Annotated in this window: 18 protein-coding genes; 11 read left to right on the forward strand and 7 right to left on the reverse strand. The window is 66.5% G+C overall.

Annotated elements, in window-relative coordinates; all coding sequences use genetic code 11:
* Window positions 1-5: 5 nt before the first annotated feature.
* Window positions 6-725 (reverse strand): response regulator transcription factor, encoded by a 720-nt coding sequence (locus tag GPJ75_RS01110; RefSeq protein WP_163264231.1) that lies wholly within the window; start codon window positions 723-725, stop codon window positions 6-8.
* Window positions 722-1,966 (reverse strand): GAF domain-containing sensor histidine kinase, encoded by a 1,245-nt coding sequence (locus GPJ75_RS01115; RefSeq protein WP_163264233.1) that lies wholly within the window; start codon window positions 1,964-1,966, stop codon window positions 722-724. Before GPJ75_RS01115 ends, GPJ75_RS01110 begins: the two co-directional genes overlap by 4 nt.
* A 268-nt stretch (window positions 1,967-2,234) precedes the next feature.
* Between GPJ75_RS01115 and GPJ75_RS01120 the strand changes: the two genes are divergently transcribed.
* From GPJ75_RS01120 to GPJ75_RS01140, 5 genes are all read left to right on the forward strand, one after another.
* Window positions 2,235-3,251: an ABC transporter substrate-binding protein gene (locus tag GPJ75_RS01120; protein ID WP_163264235.1), complete on the forward strand. Its 1,017-nt coding sequence runs from the start codon at window positions 2,235-2,237 to the stop codon at window positions 3,249-3,251.
* Window positions 3,252-3,556: 305 nt separating this feature from the next.
* Window positions 3,557-5,014 (forward strand): sugar ABC transporter ATP-binding protein, encoded by a 1,458-nt coding sequence (locus tag GPJ75_RS01125; protein WP_163264237.1) that lies wholly within the window; start codon window positions 3,557-3,559, stop codon window positions 5,012-5,014.
* Window positions 5,011-5,958 (forward strand): ABC transporter permease, encoded by a 948-nt coding sequence (locus GPJ75_RS01130; protein ID WP_163264239.1) that lies wholly within the window; start codon window positions 5,011-5,013, stop codon window positions 5,956-5,958. The genes GPJ75_RS01125 and GPJ75_RS01130 overlap by 4 nt, the downstream gene beginning before the upstream one ends.
* On the forward strand, window positions 5,955-6,905 hold the full coding sequence (locus GPJ75_RS01135) for an ABC transporter permease (protein ID WP_163264241.1): 951 nt from the start codon (window positions 5,955-5,957) through the stop codon (window positions 6,903-6,905). Before GPJ75_RS01130 ends, GPJ75_RS01135 begins: the two co-directional genes overlap by 4 nt.
* A gap of 13 nt (window positions 6,906-6,918) precedes the next feature.
* A complete protein-coding gene (locus GPJ75_RS01140) occupies window positions 6,919-7,833 on the forward strand; it encodes an SMP-30/gluconolactonase/LRE family protein (protein WP_163264243.1) in 915 nt (304 codons plus the stop codon).
* A 74-nt stretch (window positions 7,834-7,907) separates the two neighbouring features.
* Here the strand turns inward: GPJ75_RS01140 and GPJ75_RS27545 are convergent, their stop codons facing one another.
* On the reverse strand, window positions 7,908-8,033 hold the full coding sequence (locus GPJ75_RS27545; protein WP_281354746.1) for a hypothetical protein: 126 nt from the start codon (window positions 8,031-8,033) through the stop codon (window positions 7,908-7,910).
* Window positions 8,034-8,357: 324 nt separating this feature from the next.
* Between GPJ75_RS27545 and GPJ75_RS01150 the strand changes: the two genes are divergently transcribed.
* Together GPJ75_RS01150 and GPJ75_RS01155 are read left to right on the forward strand one after the other, a co-directional pair.
* Window positions 8,358-9,017, forward strand: coding sequence for a DUF1629 domain-containing protein (locus GPJ75_RS01150; RefSeq protein ID WP_163264245.1), 660 nt, complete (start codon window positions 8,358-8,360; stop codon window positions 9,015-9,017).
* Between the two features lie 64 nt (window positions 9,018-9,081).
* Complete coding sequence (locus tag GPJ75_RS01155; protein ID WP_163264247.1) at window positions 9,082-10,905, forward strand: AHH domain-containing protein; 1,824 nt, start codon at window positions 9,082-9,084, stop codon at window positions 10,903-10,905.
* A 251-nt stretch (window positions 10,906-11,156) separates the two neighbouring features.
* Here the strand turns inward: GPJ75_RS01155 and GPJ75_RS01160 are convergent, their stop codons facing one another.
* Window positions 11,157-12,179, reverse strand: a complete 1,023-nt coding sequence (locus GPJ75_RS01160; protein WP_163264249.1) for an aldo/keto reductase — start codon at window positions 12,177-12,179, stop codon at window positions 11,157-11,159.
* 273 nt (window positions 12,180-12,452) lie between these two features.
* On the opposite strand from GPJ75_RS01160, the gene GPJ75_RS01165 reads away from it, so the two are divergent.
* The 3 genes from GPJ75_RS01165 to GPJ75_RS01175 are packed head-to-tail and all read left to right on the forward strand — an operon-like array spanning window position 12,453 to window position 15,879.
* The gene (locus GPJ75_RS01165) at window positions 12,453-13,265 is read left to right on the forward strand and encodes a BtpA/SgcQ family protein (protein ID WP_163264251.1); all 813 of its coding nucleotides are present in this window, start codon (window positions 12,453-12,455) and stop codon (window positions 13,263-13,265) included.
* Between the two features lie 11 nt (window positions 13,266-13,276).
* Complete coding sequence (locus tag GPJ75_RS01170; protein ID WP_246248860.1) at window positions 13,277-14,380, forward strand: M42 family metallopeptidase; 1,104 nt, start codon at window positions 13,277-13,279, stop codon at window positions 14,378-14,380.
* Window positions 14,377-15,879 carry an FGGY-family carbohydrate kinase gene (locus tag GPJ75_RS01175; protein WP_163264253.1) on the forward strand — a complete coding sequence of 501 codons (1,503 nt, stop codon included), beginning with the start codon at window positions 14,377-14,379 and terminating at the stop codon, window positions 15,877-15,879. Before GPJ75_RS01170 ends, GPJ75_RS01175 begins: the two co-directional genes overlap by 4 nt.
* Window positions 15,880-16,058: 179 nt before the next feature.
* Here the strand turns inward: GPJ75_RS01175 and GPJ75_RS01180 are convergent, their stop codons facing one another.
* The 3 genes from GPJ75_RS01180 to GPJ75_RS01190 all read right to left on the reverse strand — a co-directional run bounded on the left by GPJ75_RS01180 (window position 16,059) and on the right by GPJ75_RS01190 (window position 20,030).
* A complete protein-coding gene (locus tag GPJ75_RS01180; protein ID WP_163264854.1) occupies window positions 16,059-16,940 on the reverse strand; it encodes a carbohydrate ABC transporter permease in 882 nt (293 codons plus the stop codon).
* A 55-nt stretch (window positions 16,941-16,995) separates the two neighbouring features.
* Complete coding sequence (locus GPJ75_RS01185) at window positions 16,996-18,126, reverse strand: carbohydrate ABC transporter permease (protein WP_163264254.1); 1,131 nt, start codon at window positions 18,124-18,126, stop codon at window positions 16,996-16,998.
* A 233-nt stretch (window positions 18,127-18,359) separates the two neighbouring features.
* Window positions 18,360-20,030, reverse strand: a complete 1,671-nt coding sequence (locus tag GPJ75_RS01190) for an ABC transporter substrate-binding protein (protein WP_163264257.1) — start codon at window positions 20,028-20,030, stop codon at window positions 18,360-18,362.
* A 477-nt stretch (window positions 20,031-20,507) separates the two neighbouring features.
* Here GPJ75_RS01190 and GPJ75_RS01195 point away from each other — a divergent pair, with 477 nt between their 5' ends.
* On the forward strand, window positions 20,508-21,563 hold the full coding sequence (locus GPJ75_RS01195; RefSeq protein WP_163264259.1) for an ABC transporter ATP-binding protein: 1,056 nt from the start codon (window positions 20,508-20,510) through the stop codon (window positions 21,561-21,563).
* The last annotated feature ends 46 nt before the right edge of the window (window positions 21,564-21,609 follow it).

A 21,609-nucleotide genomic window follows, 5' to 3' on the forward strand; every position in this document is an offset into this window, starting at 1 on the left:
CGCTTTCACCGCCCCTCGAGCCACTCCTTGAGCTCCGCCTCGGCGCGCTCCAGGGCGCTGTAGTTCAGGAGCTTGCGCAGGAAGGCCACGGCGACCGCGCGGGTGCGCAGGTTGAAGCGGCCGTCGTCGTCCTCGCCCGCCGTCTGGTAGACCTCGAGCTTGTCGTAGAGCTGCTGCAGGCGGTTCTGCACGCTTCTGAGCGAGAGATTGCGGCGCTTGGCGATGGCGCGGTCGGTCATTCCCAGCGCGATGTCGACGAGGATCTCGTATTCGCTGTCGGTGAAGCCGCTCACCTGGCCGAGGCTCTTCTGCTGCAGGCCGCGCACCTCGCGGTCGATCACGCACTGGCTCTCGATGAAGATCGAGCGCAGCGCCAGCTTCAGCCGTTCGTCGGAGGCCGATTTGAGGACGTAGCCATAGGCCGCCCCATCCGGCACGATGCGGGAGACGCCGCGCACATAGGCCTCGTCCGAATAGTTGGACCAGAAGAGGATGCGCGTCTCCGGCCGCTCCTTCCAGATGGTGCGCGCCGCCTCGATGCCGTTCCTCACGCTCATCTGCAGGTCCATGACGATGTGCGCGGTTTCGTGATGGCGGGCAAGCTGCTCGCCCGCCGTGCCGTTGTCCGCCTCGATCACCGTATCGCACTCCGGCAGCGCCGCACACACGGCCTCGTGCAGATAGGACCGGTGCAAGGGGTCGTCCTCGACGATCAGGACCTTCATCGCGGTTCCTCATGCATGCCGGCTACCTCTGTGGAGAGCGGCAGCAGCACCCGGACCGCCGTTCCCTTGCCCGCGCGCCCGGCGCCGATGGAGAATTTCGCCGAGATCAGCCGCGCCCGCGTCTTCATGTTGTCGAGGCCGCCGCCGATGCGTCCGCACGGCCTGGAGATCCCTTCGCCGTCGTCGGTGATGTCGATGGCGATCCCGGCCTCGTGGCAGGAAAGCCGCACCCTGATCGCCGAAGGCCGGGCATGGCGGACGGCATTGTTGATCGCCTCCTGGGCGATGCGGAAGAGCGCCACGCTGACCGTCGGCTCCAGCCGGTCGCAGGCGCCGTCCGTCTCGTCGGCAAGCTCCCATTCGATGGCCGTGCCGCTGTCGCGCACCGAGCGTTCGAGATGGTTCTCCACCGCCTGCGCCAGCCCGAAAAGCTGTAGAACGGAGGGTTTGGCCTGCTCGATGATGTGCCTCAGGTCCTGCATGCAGTGCTGCAGGCTGCGCGACAGGGGCTCCAGCGCTTCCGGCGTGATGTCGCCGGTGCGCGACAGGTGCTCGATGCGCCGCGCCAGCCGCGTCAGGTCGGCCAGCGTCTGGTCGTGCAGGTCCATGCCGATGCGCTGGCGTTCCTGCTCCAGCGCTTCGGTGAGCTTCAGCGCGCCCTGGCGCAGGCCCTCCTCGCGGGCGCGCGCCTCCGCCTCCACGATGGCCGAGCGCTGCGCCTGCTCGGCCGCGCGCAGCGCGAAGAAATAGGGGGACAAAAGATCGGCGATGGCCCGGGCATGGCCGATATCCTCCATCGTGTAGAGGCCCGCCGTCTGCGACGAGCAGGAGAGGGCACCAATGATCTCGCCCTGCACCTTCATCGGCACGTGCACGCGGCTTCGAAGCGACTGCTCGACGATCGGCGCCTTGAACGCGCCCTCGAAGTGGAAGCGCGGGTCGGCGCAGGCGTCGTCCGTCAGGAAATAGTCGACCTCGCCCCACAGAAGCGTACGGATCGGGCTGTTGGCGACAGGCGCGGATTTGAGCTCGCCCCAGGCCGTGCTCATGCCCGTCTCGTAGGCCGTGTGGTACTTGCCGTCGACCATGAGGATGCAGACATCCATGTGGTCGTGGGGCAGGATGTGGCCGACCTCGGCCGCCACCGCGCGGATGGCCGAGCGGAAATCGAGCTGCCCGGCGAGCAGGCGCGAGATTCCAAGATAGTGATCGACGAGCGCCGCCGGCGCCATCTGAAGCATGTCGCGGTTCCTCCCGCGGCCGCACGGTCTCGGCCGCTTATACGAATAAGCGCCGGAGCGGGCGCCTTCGTCCTGCATAAACCCGCATCATTTGCGGTAGGACCCGCAAACGGCTTGCCTCAATGATCCTATACACGATCCACATTCTATTACATCCTGCGTGCACTGAGGGAGGAGACTCAGCGAAAAAGGGCCGTCCGTTTTCTGCCGCCTCGGCGGCGGATGGAATGTTTCCTGCTGACGGGCGGAGTTCACAAGGGAGAGAGACATGAGAATTCGTAAAACGCTTCTGGCCTCGGCCGCCATCCTGTGCGCGGCGATGCCCGTCTCGGCGAACGCCGACACGTCGGACAAGAGCATCGCGCTTTCCAACAACTACGCCGGCAATTCCTGGCGCCAGGCCATGCTGACGAGCTGGGACAAGGTGACCGGCGAGGCCGTGGAAGCCGGTACTGTCGCCGCCGCCGACGCCTTCACCACCGCCGAGAACCAGGTGACGGAGCAGGCGGCCCAGATCCAGAACCTGATCCTGCAGGGATACGACGCGATCGTGCTCAACGCCGCCTCGCCCGAGGGGCTGAACGGCGCGGTCAAGGAAGCCTGCGACGCCGGCATCACCGTCGTCTCCTTCGACGGCATCGTCACCGAGCCCTGCGCATGGCGGATCGCCGTCGACTTCCACGAGATGGGCCGCAGCCAGATCGAGTACCTCGCCGGCCGCCTGTCCGACGGCGGCAACCTCCTGGAGATCCGCGGCCTTGCCGGCGTTTTCGTCGACGACGAGATCTCCGCCGGGATCCACGACGGGGCCGAGGAGCATTCGCAGTTCAAGATCGCCGGTTCCGTGCATGGCGACTGGGCGCAGGACGTGGCGCAAAAGGCCGTCGCCGGCATCCTGCCAAGCCTGCCGGACATCGAGGCCGTGGTCACGCAAGGCGGCGACGGTTACGGCGCGGCACAGGCTTTTGCCGCGACGGACAGGGAGATGCCGATCATCGTCATGGGCAACCGCCACGACGAGTTGACCTGGTGGAAGGAGCAGAAGGACGCGAACGGCTACGAGACCATGTCCGTCTCCATCGCCCCCGGCGTCTCGACCCTCGCATTCTGGGTCGCGCAGCAAATCCTCGACGGCAAGGACGTGCCGAAGGACCTGACGGTGCCCTTCCTGCGCATCGACCAGGACAATCTCGAAGAGAACCTGGAGAACACGGAGGCCGGCGGCGTCGCCAATGTGGAATACTCGCAGGAGGATGCGCTGGAGGTGATCGACGCGGCGATGTGAGGGGTTTGGCGGTGGCGGCGACCCCCGGCACCGGCGATGGCGGCAGGGGCGCAAACCTCCGCGACCCCTCCCCCTTGAGGGGAGGGGTGAGGGGTGGGGGTCGTCACGACGGCCGCCGGCCTACGTGATTTGCCGGTTCCTTGCCATAACAAGGGAATGCCGGTGCGCGATCGCCGCTACCCCCACCCCTTACCCCTCCCCTCAGGGGGGAGGGGAGTCTTCTGGCGAAGATGCGTTTCGTGCTGGACATCGCAGGGGCTTGCCCACCATACGTCGACAATCATCACCCGCTCGTGAAACCCTCCATGCCAACCCCCACCACCCCACCACCCATCATCGAAGTCGAGAACGCCAGGATCAGCTTCGGCGCGGTCAAGGCGCTCGACGGCGTCACGCTCCGGATCATGCCCGGCGAATGTGTCGGCCTCGTCGGCCATAACGGTGCCGGCAAGTCGACCATCGTCAATGTCATCAATGGCGGCCTGACGCCGGACGAGGGCGGCGTGTCGACCGACGGCAACGCCATCGACGCCTACGGCATCAACGTCGCCCGCGCCCATGGCGTGCGATGCGTGTTCCAGGAGCTGTCGCTCTGCCCCAACCTCACGGTGGTCGAGAACGCCCGCATCGTGCACCGCGACCTCGGCGGTGCCGGCTGGCGGGGGAGGGCGCGAGGGATCATCGAGGAAAGCCTCGGCACGATCTTCCCCGGCCATGGCATCGACAGCGGCGAGACGGTGGGCGCACTTTCCATCGCCGAGCGCCAGATGGTGGAGATCGCCATGGCGTTCTCGGACGCCGGCACGGCGCCGCGCCTCGTCATCCTCGACGAGCCGACGTCCTCGCTCGATGCCAGCCTCGCCAAGCAGATGCTCGCCCATGTGCGCCGCTTCGTGGCGGCGGGCGGCGCGGTCATCTTCATCTCGCACATCCTGCACGAGATCCTCGCCACCGCCGACCGCATCGTCGTCATGAAGGACGGCCGCATCGTTGCCGAGCGTCCGGCGGGCGGCTTCACCGCGCACAGCCTGTTCGAGACCATGGGGAGCGTCGCCAAGGGCGAGGCCGCGCGCCGCGAAAGCCGCGACCTGGCCTCCGCACCCCTCGTCCTCGAACAGGCTGGAAGCGGCCTGCCGTTCACGGCGCATAGGGGCGAGATCGTCGGTCTCGCGGGCCTCAGCGGCCACGGCCAGACCGAGATGCTGATGAAGCTCCACGCGCAACGGAGCGGCAACTGGTGGCCGCGGCACGACCCGGCGGTCGCCTTCGTCGCCGGCGACCGGCGGCTCAACGGCGTCTTCGAACTGTGGAGCATCCTGAAGAACCTCTCCATCGCCTCGCTCGGTGACATGTCGCGCCAGGGCTTCGTGAAGGACGAGGCCGAAGAGGGCAGGGGAGAGGACTGGAGGAAGAGGATCGAGATCCGTACCCAGAACATCGAAAACCCCATCCTCTCCCTTTCCGGCGGCAACCAGCAGAAGGTGCTGTTCGCCCGCGCTCTTTCCACCCGCGCACCGGTGGTGCTGATGGACGACCCGATGCGCGGCGTCGATGTCGGCACCAAGCAGGAAGTCTACCGCATCGTCCGCGACGAGGCGGCGGCCGGCCGCACCTTCGTCTGGTACTCGACGGAGATGGAGGAGGTGTGCCTGTGCGACCGCGTCTACGTCTTCCGCGAAGGCGTGATCGTCGCCGAGCTCGCCGGCGGCGACGTCAACGAGGCGAACATCCTCGCCGCCTCCTTCCAGGGAGCGGCGGCGTGAATCTGCGGCCTTCCTCCGACACAATCCGGCTGATCGTTCCCGCCCTCTCGCTGGCGAGCCTGCTCGCCGCCGTCTTCTGGCTGCAGCCGCGGGCAATGAGCTACATCGGCCTGAACCTGCTTTTCAACCTGGCGGTTCCCATCGCGCTGGCGACCATCGCCCAGATGCTCATCATGGCGGTCAACAATCTCGATCTGTCGATGGGCGCCTTCGTCAGCTTCGTGGCCTGCGTGGCGGCCACCTTCCTCTACGACAGCCCCTTGCTCGGCGTGCTGATCCTCCTCGCCGCCGTCGCCGCCTATGCCCTCCTCGGCGTCGTCATCCACCTGCGCAACCTGCCATCCATTGTCGTCACGCTCGGCATGAGCTTCATATGGACGGGGTTGGCGGTGCTTCTCCTGCCGGCCCCCGGCGGTCATGCGCCGGAATGGGCGCGCTGGCTGATGACGGCCAAGCCGCCGCTCATGCCGATGGCCATCGTCGCCAGCATCCTGATCGCCCTTCTTGCCCATTTCATCGTCATGCGCTCGTCCTTCGGCGTGCTCGTGCGTGGCGTCGGCGGCAACGAGCGCTCGGTGGAGCGGGCCGGCTGGTCGGCGCTGGCGGCGAGGGCAGGGGCCTACGGGCTGGCCGGCGCCTTTGCGGTTGCCGCCGGCATCGCCCTTGTCGGCCTCACCACCTCGGCGGACGCCAACATCGCCCTGCGCTACACGCTCCTTTCCATCGCCGGCGTCATCCTCGGCGGCGGCGAGTTCGTCGGCGGCCGCGTCTCGCCCGTCGGCGCCGTCATCGGCGCGCTGACGCTGACGCTCGCCGGCTCCTTCCTCTCCTTCCTGCGCATCTCGCCCGACTGGCAGATCGGCGCGCAGGGCGCCATCCTCATCATCGTCCTGGCATTGAGGCTGTTCCTGAACCGCATCGAGAACAGGGAGAGGCGCCGATGACCCTCTTCCACGGCCTCTTCAGAAAGCCCTGGCTCTGGTCCTGGCTCGCCGTCGCCGTCGTCTGGTCCGCCACCGTCATGGTGACGGGCGGGGCGGGCGCGCTCGGCCTTTCCCAGGCCGCGCTCACCTTCGCCGCCTTCTCGGTGATCGTCGGCATCGGCCAGATGTTCGTCATCACGCTGGGGCCGGGCAATATCGACCTCTCGGTCCCCGCCACCATGACGCTCGCCGGCACGGTGGCGCTCAAGCTGATGAACGTCGACAACGGCATGATCGTGCCGGGACTGCTGACCGCGCTTGCCGTCGGCGTCGCCGTCGGCATGTGCAACTACACGCTTATCAAGCTCCTGCGCATCCCGCCGATCATCGCCACGCTCGCCATGAGCTTCATCGTCCAGTCGGCGGCGATCTGGACCAATCGCGGCCTCAGGATCAAGCCGCCGAGCCTTCTGGCAGAGTTCACCACGTCGAGCACGCTCGGCATCCCCAACATGGCCATCGTGGCGCTTCTCATAGCCGTCGCCGCCTGGGTGCTCCTGGAAAAAACCCTCTACGGCCGCTGGATCACGGCCATCGGCCAGAGCATGGCGGCCGCCCGCATGGCCGGCATTCCCGTCGACGGCACGCGCTTCATCACCTACGTGCTGTGCGCCGTGCTTGCCGCCCTTTGCGGCTACCTGCTCGCCTGCTTTTCGGGCGGTGCGGCGCTCAACATGGGCGCGGAATACCTCCTGATGTCGATCGCCGTCGTCGTCATTGGCGGCACGTCGGTCGCCGGCGGCGATTCTAACGTGCCGGGCGTGTGGGGCGCCTCGCTGTTCATGTTCCTGGTCGTCTCCATGCTCAACACTTATGGGCTTGGCGCCGGCGTCCGCCTGATCATGACCGGCCTCATCATCATCAGCGTCATCGTCGTGGCCAGCGGCCGCCGGGCGCGGCAACCCTGAGACAGAACGAAGCATGAGCCACGATACCCTCTACGAAGTCCACGACCCCCGCTTCCGCTCGCTGATCATCAAGAACGCGCGGCTCGAACAGCTCTACACCGGCTGCCGCTGGGCCGAAGGCCCTGTCTGGTTTGCCGATGCCAACCAGCTTCTCTTCAGCGACATCCCCAACCAGCGCATGCTGCGCTGGGAGCCCGAAGGCGGCGTTTCCGTCTTCCGTGCGCCTTCCAACTTCGCCAACGGCAACACCCGCGACCGTGAGGGCCGGCTCGTCACCTGCGAGCACGGCACCCGCCGCCTCACCCGCACCGAGCCCGACGGCACGATCACCGTGCTCGCCGATTCCTTCGCCGGCAAACGGCTTAACTCGCCCAACGACGTGATCGTGCGCTCCGACGGTTCGGTCTGGTTCACCGACCCCACCTACGGCATCCTTTCCGACTACGAGGGCTACAAGGCCGAGCCGGAGCAGGGCGCCCGCAACGTCTACCGCTTCGACCCGGAAACAGGCGAGCTTGCCGCCGTTGCCGGCGACTTCCGCCAGCCCAACGGCCTTGCCTTCTCGCCGAATGAGACCACGCTCTACATCGCCGATTCCGCCGCCAGCCACGACGAAACCGCCCCACGCCACATCCGCGCCTTCGACGTGGTCGACGGCAAGGCGCTCGAAAACGGCCGCGTCTTCGCATCGATCGACAAGGGCATCCCCGACGGCATGCGCGTCGACACAGAAGGCAACGTCTGGTCGAGCGCGGCCGACGGCGTCCACTGCTTCGCCCCCGATGGCCGGCTTCTCGGCAAGATCCTGGTGCCCGAGACCGTCGCCAACCTCACCTTCGGCGGCCCCCGCCGTAATCGCCTTTTCATCACCGCGACGACGTCACTCTACGCACTCTACGTCACCGCAACCGGCGCGCAGCGGCCATGAACCACTGGGGCGAAAGAGTTGTTGTAGGCGTCACCGCATAAGCCCCCGTGAGTTCCATAATACATGTTATGCGATTACAGGTAGATTTCCGCATTCCTGGCGAGAGACGGCCCCAGGTACCCGCCCTCCTGGATAAGCGCCCTGGGCGGCCGCAGCCGCACGATCTCGCGTGCCATCGCGGCAAAACCCTCGCCCGTCATCTTCACCTCGGACAGGGGCCCGGAACGAGTATGATCATCGATCTGCGAGTGCCCTTTCAGAGCCACCACGGGAAAAGGCCGGGATTCCGATGAGTCCCGCCGTCACAGAGCGCGCCGTCGGCGGAAGCGATCTACTACGGACCATATATACGTATTCACGATAATTGACCCCGCCAGGCAGCGACAATCCTTTACGCGGCGGCTTCTCCGGTTAGGCTTGCCCCGCTTCCCCGCCGTGGCTCCCATCGCCACTGGTCGATCTCCAACAAGGAATGCGCCATCATGCTCGATGCACACGGGGCCGAACGCAACAGGGAGACCACGATGACCGACAAGGCGAGGCAGCGTCCTCCGTCCCACCGCAAACCGCAGAAGGGGAAGTACTTCGTCTTCGGACCGGATATTCGCGGGGGCGGCACAGGCCATGGCGTGATTTTCGAGAACGAACAGAACCTGCTGACGCCGCCGCGTCTCATCGTCCGGCCGGAAGAGGGCGGCTTTCCCGTCCTGAGGGAGAAGCCGCGACTGAGATATGTTCCGAAGGAAGGAAAGATGCCGCGCGACCTGGAAGGGGGGCTCAGCGGCTACTGGATGGTCTCCGAGCGGCTGAAGCAGATCTTCGAGCGCGTGGACCCCAAGGGCTTCGCCTTCGCGGCCTGCGATTTCGTCCTGCCCGACGGCTCGAACGGGCCGCAATATTACCTCTGCGATGTCACCCGGACGCTCGACGCGCTCGACGAGGAGGCTTCGACCGTCCGAATTCAGATCGAACCTTCCGGTTCAAAAATCTTTCGAGCACTAGTCGGTATGACGCGCCTGACCTTTAGGCAGGACATTGTCGGCGACGCGCATGTCTTCGTGCAGCCTAATCTTACCACCGATCCGATTTGCGACAGCGCGTTGCGCGATGCCTGCAAGGCGGCCGGCCTTGGCAAGAAGGATGGCCTGAAGGGCATCATGTTCGATGACGCCGCCGACCTCTGAGTATCGATCTCTTTTTGCTGCTGATTTTCAAACACGAATTCTTTGTGCTGATGAGGTATTTCGCATGGACAACAGGCCGACGGAACTTCCGAGCATAACCGTGCACGGCGGCGATGATCGTCGATCCCCGCACGTCAGCACGACCGAAGACGGTGATCGGCACGGGCGTGGTGGCAAGCCCGGAACGAGTGTGATCATCGATCCGCGCGCGCCCTTTCAGAGCCACCACGTCGTCCCGCAGGATGTGTTCAAGAACAATCCGCTGCTTAGGAAGCTTGCGGAACTTGGCCTGTTCAATCCCGAGGCACCGGGCAACAAGCTCAATCTGCCGGCGACGAAGAATCTGGCAGCCATTCTGAATGTAACGCCCCATAATGGCGGGCCGCTCAACACCTATCAGGACGGCGTGCGCGAAGCAATCGGGGCCATTGAACGTTCGAAGGACGGCCGCGCGGCGATGGCGGGTGATCGCGCTGCTGCGGGACGGGTGGCGGCGCAGGTGAACCATCTGCGCGACACGCTGAAGACGGCGCTCGACCGGGGCGATCTCTACACCAACACGCCGCTCGGCATGAAGCCGAAGGCAGCCAGCAGGCACAATGCCCAGCTCCTCGCGCATCTCGCCGAGTACCAGCGGCAGCATGCCGCCGAGATCGCGGAAATGGGCAGGCGGGTCGGACCGGAGGCGGAGTGGCACAGCGCCCTCCGGTCTCCCGAGAAAGCCGAGGCGATGGTCAAGGCGCTGCAGAAAGAGGGAAAGACGGCCGCCCTCAGCGAACTTGCAGTGGCGATTGCCCAGGCCAGGGCGGCCGGCCGCTTTGCGCCGTCGGCCGCACTCCTGGAGCGGCTGGGCACGACCTTCCGTGGCGCGGCCAAGGCGCTGGGCATCGGCGCGCTTGGCGCCGCCGGGGCGATGATCGATGCCCGGCAATCGGTGGCGCAGGCGAAGGATCTGGCGGCGAAGGGCGATGCCGCGGGCGCCAACAACGTGATGAACGGGCTTGGCGCGCGGCTTGCGTTCGGCTGGATGGGCGCCGAATGGGGCGCCACGGCTGGCATGGCGGCGGGCCCGTGGGGCGCCCTTGCGGGCGGTGCGCTTGGCGGTGTAGCCGGCGTCCTCGGCGGCGAGGCGCTGGTCAACGCCATCGCTGGAGCCGGCCGGAAGATCGAAGCGGCTCTGAACGGCATGGCGGCACCGGAGCAGCCCGCCGCGCCGGCACCGGCGGCACCTGCCATCGCGCTCCCGGCGGGCCAGACGCCGCAGTCGGCCGCGCGCGCAACGCCGCCGGCCCCCAAGACGCCGAAAGCGCCGACGTTGCCCCTTGCGCATCGACCGCCTTTGCCCGGTGCCGCGAACCTGCCACCGCCTGGCCCGGTGGCCTGGCGCGGTGGGGCTGTTGCCGCCATGGATGCCAAGCCTGCCGCCCTGCTCCGGAAGATGGAGGCGGAGATAGCGGTCGAGAACAGCCCGGCCGGCAAGATCGGCGCGGAGCAACTGCCAGGCGGGCGGGCCGGAATCGCGCCCCCGATGCCGGCCGATCCCCATGCGCGCCCTGAGGCCGGTTGGAACGCGCCCGCCGATGGCCCGGTGAAGCCGGGGATCGCAACGCGCCTGCTCGACCGGATCGGTGCACCCTTCGGCCGCCCGCCGTCCCTGCCGGTCTACCGCTACAATGGACGGCTTGTGCCCGGAGCGCGCACCGAAGTGGAGGCGGCGGCGCTGGTGGACAACAGGAGCGGCGGCATCAGCCCAGGGACCGCGCGGCGGTTCGCGGCGCTGCTGGATCACCTCGACGCGTCACCGCAGACCTTCATCAGCCTGGACGCGCCGGTGCCGCGGCCGGCCGACTATCTGCAAGTTCCCTTGACCACGCCTGCCCTCGGGTAGTCGGGCCCTTCCATGGCGGACCCACGAGCCCATCCTGGCCGCCCTGAAGAAGGGCGACCGAGAGGAGCTTCTATCCGCACTTCGCTGCCACATCGCCGTCGCGCAGGACGCTGTGGTGGCCCTTTTTGAAGGCATCGAGGACGGCAGCGGCGGCGATTCCTAGTTTTACAGCTACGATTTGCCGCCGCGTCCTTCGCGCCCCTCCGTCCTGAGCTTGCTGAAGGGGCCGGACATCTCCCGCCAGGGGGAGATCAGCCGGTCGGTGCGGCGGAGTGCATCAGGCCTTCGGCCTTGAGATCCCTCCACAGCTCCGCCGGAATGTCGGTATCGAGGATGGCCCGGTTTGCCTTGACCTGGTCGACGCTCTGCCCGCCGGGGATGACGGAGCAGACGAGCGGGCTTAGAAGCGGAAACTGCAGCGCCGCCTCGACGAGCTTCACGCCATGGCGGCCGCAGACGGCCTCGATGCGCCCGACTTTCTCCAGAATCTCCTTCGGCGCTTCCGAGTAGTTGTAGAAGGCGCCCGGCTTCGGCCCCGTGGCGAGGATGCCGGAATTGTAAGGGCCGCCGAGCACGATGCCGATGCCGCGTTTCTCGCACAGCGGCAGGAAGCTATCCAGCGCTTCCTGCTCCAGAAGCGTGTAGCGGCCAGCCAGGAGGAAGAGGTCGAAATCGCCATGCTCGGCGAGCCACTGGCACGGCTGCCATTCGTTCACTCCTGCCCCGAACGCCTTGATCACGCCCTGGTCGCGCAGCGATAAAAGCGCGTAGTAGCCGGAGCGCATCAGTTCCTCGAGCTTCGCCTTCAGCGCTTCCTCGGAGCCGTGGTTGAAGACGTCGAGATCGTGGGCGTAGAGGATGTCGACGCGGTCGACGCCGAGCCGCTCGAGCGAGAACTCGACCGAGCGCATGACGCCGTCATAGGTATAGTCGTACACCTCCCGGCGCGATGGCGTGTCGAAGAACTTGCCGATGCCGGTGCGCTCCTCCGGCGGGCACGCGCGCAGGAGCCGGCCCACCTTGGTGGACAGCACATAGTCGTCGCGCGGTCGCCCGCGCAGGAAACGGTTGAGCCGCGTCTCCGCCAGGCCGAGCCCGTAGAGCGGCGCGGTATCGAAATAGCGGCACCCGGTCTCCCACGCGCCTTCCAGCGCGCCCTGCGCCCCCTCGTCGGAGATCGCCCGGTAAAGGTTGCCGAGCGGTGCGGTGCCGAAGCCGAGTTCGGTAAAGGTGATGCCACGGCCGGCAAGCCGCTCGAAGTGACGCGTTTTCATTGAACGTTTCCTCTTTTCCGCCGTGTGGAGCGCAACGTATATCGAGATCCGGCTGGTTGGTAGCGGGTGGCGGCGGCAAATCCGCAAGGATGTTCCCACTCGCGGTAGGGCGCCAGCCCTCGCGCCTCCCCTCCCCCTTGTGGGGAGGGGTGAGGGGTGGGGGTCGTCGCGACAAGCTCAGGGGGAGGAACGGCGCCGAGCCAATAGACTCCTCTCCAACCCGTTGCTAGCATCCCTCCCCTATCGGGAGTGAGGGGCAATCGGGGAGGACGAATGAGCCAGAAATTCCGGCGCCTGTTCAAGACCGCCAAGCCGGTCATCGCCATGGTGCATCTTGGCGCCCTGCCCGGATCGCCGCTCTATGACGCGGAGGGTGGCGTGGAGGCGCTCGTCGCGGGTGCGGCGAAGGATCTCGACGCCCTGCAGCGGGCCGGCGTCGATGCCGTCATGTTCGGCAACGAGAACGACCGCCCCTACGAGTTCGCCGTCGACACCGCCTCGACCGCCGCGATGGCCTACGTGATCGGCTCCTTGCGTGATCGGATCACCGTTCCCTTCGGCGTCAACGTCCTGTGGGATCCGATGAGCACGGTCGCGCTCGCCGCCGCCACCGGGGCCGCCTTCGTGCGCGAGATCTTCACCGGCACGTACGCCTCCGACATGGGCCCCTGGACGCCCGATGCCGGCAAGGCGATGCGCTACCGCGACCGCTTGGGCCGCTCCGACCTCGCCATGCTCTACAACATCTCGGCCGAGTTCGCCTATTCGCTCGACCGGCGCAGCCTCGCCGATCGCGCCCGCAGCGCCGTCTTCTCCTCGATCCCCGACGCCATCCTCGTCTCCGGTCAGATCACCGGCGAGGCGGCCGCGCTCAGCGACCTCGTGGCGGTCAAGAAGGCGCTGCCCGATACGCCGGTGCTGGCCAACACCGGCGTCAAGCATGCCACCGTCGCCGACGTCATGAAGACCGCCGATGGCTGCATCGTCGGCTCATCGCTCAAGGTGGACGGCGACACCTGGAACCCGGTCGACCCCGAACGCGCGGCGGAGTTCATGCGCCTTGCGCGCGCCGCCCGCGGCGAATAGAGGAGCGGACGGTGAAGGAACGGCTGCGCACGCTTCTGGGCGAACTGATGCTCATCCCCGGCCTTTCCGGCCACGAAGGCCGGGTCCGCCGCGCCATCCGGGAAAAGCTCGCCCCCCTCGGCCTTGCCTGCCGCACGGACATGCTGGGCAACCTCATCGCCACCATCGAGGGCGAAGCCGCCGCGCCCGCCGTCATGCTCTTCACGCACATGGACCAGCTCGGCTTCGTCGTGCGCAAGGTCGAGGCCGACGGCTTCATCCGCGTCGATCGGCTGGGCGGCGTGCCGGAGCGGGCGCTGGCCTCGCAGGCCGTGCTCCTGTGCGTGGGCGAAGGGCGCGACCGCAAGGGCGTCATCGCCAACAAGAGCCACCACGCCACGACGCCCGACGAAAAGTACAAGGTCGTCCCCTACGCCGACCTTTATATCGATGCGGGCTTCGCCTCGGCGGAGGAGGCGCGGAGCGCCGGCGTCGATATCGGCACGCCGGTCGTCTACCTGCCGAACGTGGTGGAGCTTGGCGAAGACCGTATCGGCGGCACGACAGTGGACGACCGCGCCGGCTGCGCGGCACTTATCGAGGCGGCGCGGATGCTCGTCGAGGAGGGCCCGCGGCCCACCGTTCACCTGGTCTTCGCCGTGCAGGAGGAGTTCAACCTGCGCGGTGCGCTGACGGCCGCACAGGTGCTCCGGCCCGACATCGCCATCCAGATCGACCTCGTGCTCGCCACCGACACGCCCGACATGGCCCACCGAGGCGACGTGCGGCTGGGCGCCGGCCCGGCGATCAGCCTTTATTCCTTCCATGGCCGCGGCACGCTCAACGGCACCATCCCCCACCCTGCCCTCGTCCGCCTGTTCGAGAAGACGGCCGGCGGGCTTGCCATGCCGCTGCAAAGAAGCGCCCATGTCGGCGCGCTGACGGAGACCTCCTACGTGCAGCTCGTCGGCAGCGGCGTCGCCTGCATCGATGTCGGCTTCCCGATGCGTTATTCTCATTCCTCGCTCGAGGTGTGCGACCTCGGCGACCTGGAACAGCTCGTCCGGCTCATGGTCGCCGGCATCGCCGCCATCGACGAGACCTTCAGCCTCGACCGGGACGACTACGTGACATGAAGCACTATCTCGGCGTCGATATCGGCACCTTCGAGACCAAGGGCGTCCTCGTGGACGAGGCGGGCGGCATCCTCGCCAGCGCGGCCCGTCCGCACAAGATGCTGGTGCCGCAGCCCGGCTGGGCCGAGCACCGGCCGCGCGAGGACTGGTGGGGCGACTTCGTCTTCGTCACGAAGAAGATGCTCTCCGAAAGCGGCATCGATCCAAAGACCATCCGCGCCGTCGGCTGCAGCGCCATCGGCCCCTGCGTGCTGCCGGTGGACACCGAGGGCATACCGCTATCGAACGCCATCCTCTACGGCGTCGACACGCGCGCCGCCCGCGAGATCGAGGCCCTCGACCAGCGGATCGGCTCCGAAACGATCCTTGAGCGGTGCGGCAATGCGTTGACCTCGCAATCGGTCGGCCCGAAAATCCTCTGGCTCAAGAACAACCGCCCCGAACTCTACGACAAGACGGCGAAGTTCCTGAATTCCACGAGCTACGTCAATTACCGCCTCACCGGCCGCTTCGTCATCGACCATTACTCGGCCGCCAACGCCAGCCCCCTCTACGACGTCGAAAAGCGCGGCTGGATCTTCGATCTCGCAGACGACATCGCCCGCCCCGACCAGCTCCCCGATCTCCTGTGGACCACCGACATCGCCGGCGCGGTCACACCCGAAGCCGCCGCCGAGACCGGCCTTGCCGCCGGCACCCCCGTCACCGCCGGCACCATCGACGCCGCCGCCGAGGCACTTAGCGTCGGCGTGCTCGCCCCCGGCGACATGATGGTCATGTACGGCTCCACCATCTTCACCATCATGGTGACCGACGGTCCCGTCCGCGACCGCCGCCTGTGGTACGCGCCCTGGCTGTTCGAGGGCGAGCACGCCTCCATGGCCGGCCTTGCCACCAGCGGCACCCTCACCCACTGGTTCCGCGACCAGTTCGCCCGCGAGCTGCCGCCGGAGGAAGCCTTCGCCACCCTCGCCGAAGAGGCGGCAGCGACGTCGCCCGGCGCGGGTGGCCTCGTGTTCCTGCCCTATTTCTCCGGCGAACGAACCCCCATTCACGATCCCGACGCAAAGGGCGTCCTCTTCGGCCTCAACCTGACGCACACGCGCGGCCACATCTACCGCGCGCTGCTGGAAGGCATCGCCTGCGGCACCGCCCACATCGTCGACACCTACCGCCAGATCGGCCGCCCGCCGGAGACGATCCACGCCGTCGGCGGCGGCACGAAGAACGCGGTCTGGGCGCAGGCCACCTCCGACATCTGCGGCCTCGACCAGCTCCTGCGCGCCCGCACCCTCGGCGCGTCCTATGGCGACGCCTTCCTCGCCGCGGTGGCCGTGGGCGACGCGCAAAAGGGGGACATCGCCGGCTGGAACCCGGTGGAAAGGACGATCGCCGCGCGGAGGGAGCATGCGGAGGTCTATGGGCGGCAGTATCGGGTTTTCCGGCGGCTTTACGAGGAGACGCGGGGGCTGATGGCGGAGTTGTCGGGGGCGCTGTAGGTGTTCCGGCGACAGGATGTGCTCTGCATCCCGCCCTCGTCCTTCGACAGGCTCAGGATGAGGGCTGTGTTTGCTCCCTTCCACGCACGTCGAAGCCCGCGCGGCGTCGCCTTGCCTTCACCCTCATCCTGAGCTTGTCGAAGGACGAGGGTGAAGGCACGCGCCCAGCCCTCGCCGGCCTACTTCACCGCCCCCGTCGCCATCCCGGCAATGATGTAGCGCTCCAGTATGATCCCGACGATCAAGAGCGGAGCGATCGCCGCCGTCGAAAGCGCCGCCATGGACCACCAGTTGATGCCCTGGCTGCCGGTCTGGCTCGCCACCATCACCGGCAGCGTCTTCGCCTCGGTGCTGGTCAGGAGCGCGGCGAAGAAATACTCGTTCCAGCACAGGATCAGCGACAGGATGAAGGCGGCGACGATGCCCGGCAGCGAGATCGGCAGGACGATGCGCAGGAAGGCGCCCCAGATCGACAGGCCGTCGACCAGCGCCGCCTCCTCCAGCTCCACGGGAATGGCCTTGAACTGGTCGCGCATGATCCAGATGACGATGGGCAGCACGGTGAGCGTATAAAGAAGGATAAGCCCGATGCGCGTGTCGAGCAGCGCCAGCTCCTTGTAGAGAACCAGGAACGGCAGGGCGAGCACCACGGGCGGCAGGATCAGCTGCGAGAGGAAGAAGAAGGAGATGTCCTTGTTCTTCATCGGGCCGAACCGGTAGGAGAAGCGGCTGAGGCCATAGGCGGCCAGCGAGCCCAGAACGGCGGCCAGGAACGACGCCGAGAGGGAGACGACGACGCTGTTCATGAAGCGCTTCGTGAACTCGCCGCGCACCGTCGAGGTGTTGAAGAGCGTCTCCGGCGACAGGCCGAGCGACCGCCAGCCCAGCCACTGCGGCGTGAAGTCGATGAACGGGACGAGATTGCCGCGCATGACGTCGGGCGCGGCCTTGAAAGAGGTCGTGACGGTCCAGTAGATCGGCACGAGGCAGATGAAGGCCCAGACGATCAGGATGCCGTAGACGATCACGCGCGTGGTCAGCCGGTGCGTCCGCTCGGCCATCGTCGGCTCGGGCACGGCCGCCTCGTCCAGCTTTTCGTCGATGGCAATCATCGCTTTACGATTCCTCCTGGCCGTAACCGCGCATCCAGCGGCCGAGCACGTTGAGCATGATGGTGAGCGAGACGACGATCAACACCAGATAGACCATCGCCAACAGCGTGCCGTAGCCGACGTTGGAGCGGTCGCGGTAAACGCGGAAGATGAAGCTCGTCACCGAATCGGTCGCCCCGCCGGGGCCACCGGCGGTCACGTTGATGATGACGTCGGCGAGCTTCAGCTTGAAGATGATGCGGATAAGGACGGCGGTGATCGAGACCGGCAGCGTCAAGGGAAAGATGACCTTCCAGAAGGTCTGCCAGGGATTGGCGCCATCCACCCTCGCCGCCTCCATCACTTCCTTGGGCAGCGCCTGAAGACCGGCGAGCAGCATGATCATCATCAGCGGAATGAAGGTCCAGGCGTCCATCGCCATGATCGAGAACCGGGCCAGCCACGGGTCGGTGAAGAAGGCCGGGTTCTCCCATCCGAGCCAGCGGGCGAAGTTGGCGATCGGCCCGAAGCGTATTTCCATCATCGACTTGCCGACCATCCAGCTCACCGCCACCGGCGACAGCATCAGGGGCAGAAGGAAGACGACGCGGAAGAACTTTCGCGCCCGGATCTGCGAGTGCAGGAGAAGCGCCATGCCGAAGGCGATGGCGTATTCGACGAGCACCGCCAGCGTGTACCAGACCATGTTCTTGAGCGCGTTCCAGTAGAAGGCGTCGCCGAGCATCTGGCGGAAATTGTCGAGGCCGTTGAACCTGCGCCCCTGCAGGGAGGAGAGGTTCCAGTCGGTAAACGAGATGTAGAGGCCGAACAGCAGCGGAAAGACGACCATGGCGACGACGAACAGAACCGCCGGCAGCACGAAGAGCGCCCGCACGCCCGCCTCGCCGCGCCTCAAAACCTGCGCGGTTCCGAGCGTTATGCCCCAGAAGAGATAGGCATAGACGACAGGCCGCCAGTTGGCGAAGCCGAAGTCGATTGTGCCGGCCCGGTAGAGCGCCTGAACGAGAAACGCCGCGGCAAGCACCAGCGAACCGAAGGCCAGGATCAGGAGCCCCAGCCGCTTGCGCGACTGAGGAATCGGATCGGGCGGAACGTATTCGTCGAAATCGATGTCGAGCGGCGCTGTCTTTTCCATGCTCATGCAGGTCCTACCCGCCGGTCGGCAGTATAAACCGGCCGTCCGGGGCTGCCGGTCTCACATTTTCATATGGATTATTTTTGCCGGCTTCGCCGGGACCCCCACCCCCTACCCCTCCCCTCAAGGGGGAGGGGGATTCTGAGACGCCGGCGCCCCCCTCCCCCTTGAGGGGAGGGGTAAGGGGTGGGGGTCCCATCAGGGACTCAGAATCCATATGCAACTGTCCTGCCCTACACGCCGAGCGAGGCCTTGTAGAGCTCGATCTGGCTCTCCCGGCCGATCTGGTCGGTGATCCTCTCCCAGGCCTCGGCTATTTTGTCGGCGCCTTCCTGGGCCGAGGCGTACTGGCCGGCGAAGATCTTGGCCAGTTCGTCCTCCGCCACCGAATAATACTGGAAGATGCCGGGGATACGCGGCTCGATCGCCGCATTGGGGTGGTTGTAGGAATCGGCTTCCGAGGCGAGATAGTTCTCGATGAACGCCTCCTCGTAGCCGGCCTCCACCCATTCGGGGATGTTGAAGTGGCTCTTGCGGTAGGGCTGGAAGCCCGACGGATAGGCCGCGCACCACAGCGACAGGTCCTTGCCGCCGAGGTGGGCCGCCGCCGACCAGGCCGCCTTTTTCTTCTTCTCATCGCTGTCGACACGCGCCATCACATAGACGCCCCAGCCGATATAGGCCATGTTGGGCGCCACGTTCGGCCCGTCGGGCAGTGTCTCCCATTCACCGCTGGCGTGGTTCCACACGTCGTCGGAGCCCGGCAGTACGGAAAAGCCGATGACGTCGCCGACGATCGAGGAGTCCGACGTGCGGGCGTTGGACCCGACGTCGCCCCACCAGGAGACCATGCTGCCGGTGCCGGCCAGGAACTGCTGGAAGGCGGTCGTGTTCGGGTCGGCGTTGATCTGGTCCGGCGGCTGCGCGTCGAGCACGTCCAGGACGTCCTGTATGGCGCGCACCCATGCCTCGTTGTTGACGCGCGGCTTCATGGTGTCGGGGTCGAACAGCCAGGCCGGATCGTCGGGATGCTTGGCATAGGCGGAAGCGCGGCTTGCCAGGAAATAGAAGCCGAAGCCGCCCCAGGACTTGGGCGCGTCCAGATAGCCGTAGGCCGGCCCGCCGAAGGGGTCGTTCTTGCCCTTGAGGAACTTGGTGACCTCCTGCACCTTCTGCCAGGTGGTCGGCACCGCCCATTCGCCCTCATGGCCCTCGTCCCGCCAGGCCTGGGCCAGCTCCTCGTTCTCGAAATAGTCGGTGCGGAAGTTGAAGTTGTGGCAGTCGCCGTCGACCGAGATGCGGTAGGTCTTGCCGTCCCAGGTGCCGACCGGAGCCTTGAGATAGTCGACGTAGTCGTCCATCTCGATCAGATCCCTCACCCAGTCGGGCATCTCGGAGGCGAGCCCCTTGCCGCACACGTCACCTTCGAAGGGCGCGCCCATCTCGATGATGTCGAAATCGACCGTTTCGGTGGCGATCGATTGCTGCAGGCGGGCGTTGTAATCGGCCTGGGCGAGGTCGATCCACTCGATCCGCGCACCGGTATAGGCCTCCCAGGGCTTCAGGAAGCCGCGGAACAGGAAGTTGTGCAGGTTCTGGTTGTTGAGGCCCATGAAGGTCAGCTGGACGCCCTCGAACTCGCCCTCCTCCACGGTGGCCCTGGTGCCGTCGAGGCACAGTTCGCCAACCCTTTGCCAGTCGGCGTCGGTCGGCGATCCCATGCCCACGCCGGGGATCTTCAGGATCTCGGCGCGCAGGTTGCCCTGCGCCGAGGCGCGCCGCGCAAGCGCTCCCAGCCCGCTCGTCGCGCCGAGCGCCAGGGCACCGGCGCCCGCCGCGCCCTTCAGGATACCGCGGCGGCTGGCCTGCATGGCCATCAGTCGCTTATAGATGTGGACCTTCATGGACGATTTCCTCCCTTAAGACTTCCATGATCGCGGCGTGGGAGCCGTCGATAGCCGGTAAAACGATTTACCGAAGGCAGGCATTGGGGATGTCTTCTTGCCCTTCTCCCGCCTGCTCCTCCCCGTATGCCTCCCGGTTTCCATTGAGTATGAGGCAAGTTCGACCATTGTCAATAAATCGCCGGTCGGCGGTCGGGGTAACGAATTCGGGTTAGCGGAGGCTGCGTCTACCCCCACTCCGACCGCTTCGCGGCCACCTCTCCCCCGCTCGACGGGGAGAGGAAACGCCGGCCGGAGCGCTTGGCGCCTTCCTCTCCCGCCCTGAGCCAGCCGAGGGGGCAGGGGGAGAGGTGGATCGGCCGAAGGCCGAGACGGAGCGGGGGTGATTGCGCTGCGTTAAAAGCCGGTGTCTCTTTACAATTGACATCGCGCGCCGGCTCGTCTGTTCTTCTGGCCGGTCGGGTCTCGGGAGGAACCATGTCCAACGTTACGGTCCGCAGGGTCCGCAAGTCCTTCGGCTCCGTGGAGGTGATCCACGGGGTGGATGTCGACATCGCCGATGGGGAGTTCGTCGTCCTTGTCGGGCCGTCGGGATGCGGCAAGTCGACCTTGCTGCGCATGATCGCCGGCCTCGAAAGTATCACCAAGGGAGCGATCCTCGTGGGCGACAGGATCGTCAACCACCTGCCGCCGTCCCAGCGCGACATCGCCATGGTGTTCCAGAACTACGCGCTCTACCCGCACATGAAGGTGAAGGACAACATGGCCTTCGCGCTGCGCCTGCGCGGCATGGCCGCCAGCGAAGTGAGCGAGCGCGTCGACCGCGCGGCCGGCATCCTCGGGCTCAACCCCTTTCTCGACCGCTATCCGCGGCAATTGTCGGGCGGCCAGCGCCAGCGTGTCGCCATGGGCCGCGCCATCGTGCGCGACCCGCAGGTCTTCCTGTTCGACGAGCCGCTCTCCAACCTCGATGCCAAGCTGCGCGTGCAGATGCGCACCGAGATCAAGGAGCTGCACCAGCGCCTGAAGACGACCACCGTCTACGTCACGCACGATCAGGTGGAGGCGATGACCATGGCCGACAGGATCGTCGTCATGCAGGACGGGCGGGTCGAGCAGGTCGGCGAGCCCTTGGAGGTCTTCGACCGCCCGGCCAACCTTTTCGTCGCCGGCTTCATCGGCTCGCCGTCCATGAACATGCTCAAGGCGACGGTGAACGGCGGGAAGACCGCCGTCGAGGTCAACGGCGCGCGTGTCGCCGTCTCCGGCGATCACCAGGCCGAAGACGGCCAGCCGATCGTGCTCGGCATCCGCCCGGAGCATCTGGAGCTTTCCGACGACGGCTTTCCGGCAGAGGTTTCCGTGGTCGAGCCAACGGGCTCGGAGACGCTGGTGTTCCTGCATTTCGGCGGCGACGACCTCGTCGCCCTGTTCCGGCAGCGCCACGATTTCCGGCCCGGCGAGACGATCAGGCTGCGCCCGCGCCCGGACCAGGTGCATCTGTTCCATGCCGACACCGGGCAGAGGCTGTAGAGCAATTCCAGGAAAAAGTGGGTGCTGGCTCTCCGTCCGCAATTGT

It is taken from the genome of Chelativorans alearensis (genome assembly GCF_010993735.1).
Classification (GTDB): Bacteria; Pseudomonadota; Alphaproteobacteria; order Rhizobiales; family Rhizobiaceae; genus Chelativorans; species Chelativorans alearense.

Coding starts and splice junctions, on each gene's coding strand:
- GPJ75_RS01155 (WP_163264247.1), top strand. CDS start 9,082: ATGGACAACAGGCCGACGGAACTTCCGAGCATAACCGTGCACGGCGGC.
- GPJ75_RS01115 (WP_163264233.1), bottom strand. CDS start 1,966: ATGCTTCAGATGGCGCCGGCGGCGCTCGTCGATCACTATCTTGGAATC.
- GPJ75_RS01120 (WP_163264235.1), top strand. CDS start 2,235: ATGAGAATTCGTAAAACGCTTCTGGCCTCGGCCGCCATCCTGTGCGCG.
- GPJ75_RS01190 (WP_163264257.1), bottom strand. CDS start 20,030: ATGAAGGTCCACATCTATAAGCGACTGATGGCCATGCAGGCCAGCCGC.
- GPJ75_RS27545 (WP_281354746.1), bottom strand. CDS start 8,033: ATGACGGGCGAGGGTTTTGCCGCGATGGCACGCGAGATCGTGCGGCTG.
- GPJ75_RS01165 (WP_163264251.1), top strand. CDS start 12,453: ATGAGCCAGAAATTCCGGCGCCTGTTCAAGACCGCCAAGCCGGTCATC.
- GPJ75_RS01180 (WP_163264854.1), bottom strand. CDS start 16,940: ATGGCCGAGCGGACGCACCGGCTGACCACGCGCGTGATCGTCTACGGC.
- GPJ75_RS01140 (WP_163264243.1), top strand. CDS start 6,919: ATGAGCCACGATACCCTCTACGAAGTCCACGACCCCCGCTTCCGCTCG.
- GPJ75_RS01125 (WP_163264237.1), top strand. CDS start 3,557: ATGCCAACCCCCACCACCCCACCACCCATCATCGAAGTCGAGAACGCC.
- GPJ75_RS01150 (WP_163264245.1), top strand. CDS start 8,358: ATGACCGACAAGGCGAGGCAGCGTCCTCCGTCCCACCGCAAACCGCAG.
- GPJ75_RS01160 (WP_163264249.1), bottom strand. CDS start 12,179: ATGAAAACGCGTCACTTCGAGCGGCTTGCCGGCCGTGGCATCACCTTT.
- GPJ75_RS01135 (WP_163264241.1), top strand. CDS start 5,955: ATGACCCTCTTCCACGGCCTCTTCAGAAAGCCCTGGCTCTGGTCCTGG.
- GPJ75_RS01195 (WP_163264259.1), top strand. CDS start 20,508: ATGTCCAACGTTACGGTCCGCAGGGTCCGCAAGTCCTTCGGCTCCGTG.
- GPJ75_RS01185 (WP_163264254.1), bottom strand. CDS start 18,126: ATGGAAAAGACAGCGCCGCTCGACATCGATTTCGACGAATACGTTCCG.
- GPJ75_RS01175 (WP_163264253.1), top strand. CDS start 14,377: ATGAAGCACTATCTCGGCGTCGATATCGGCACCTTCGAGACCAAGGGC.
- GPJ75_RS01110 (WP_163264231.1), bottom strand. CDS start 725: ATGAAGGTCCTGATCGTCGAGGACGACCCCTTGCACCGGTCCTATCTG.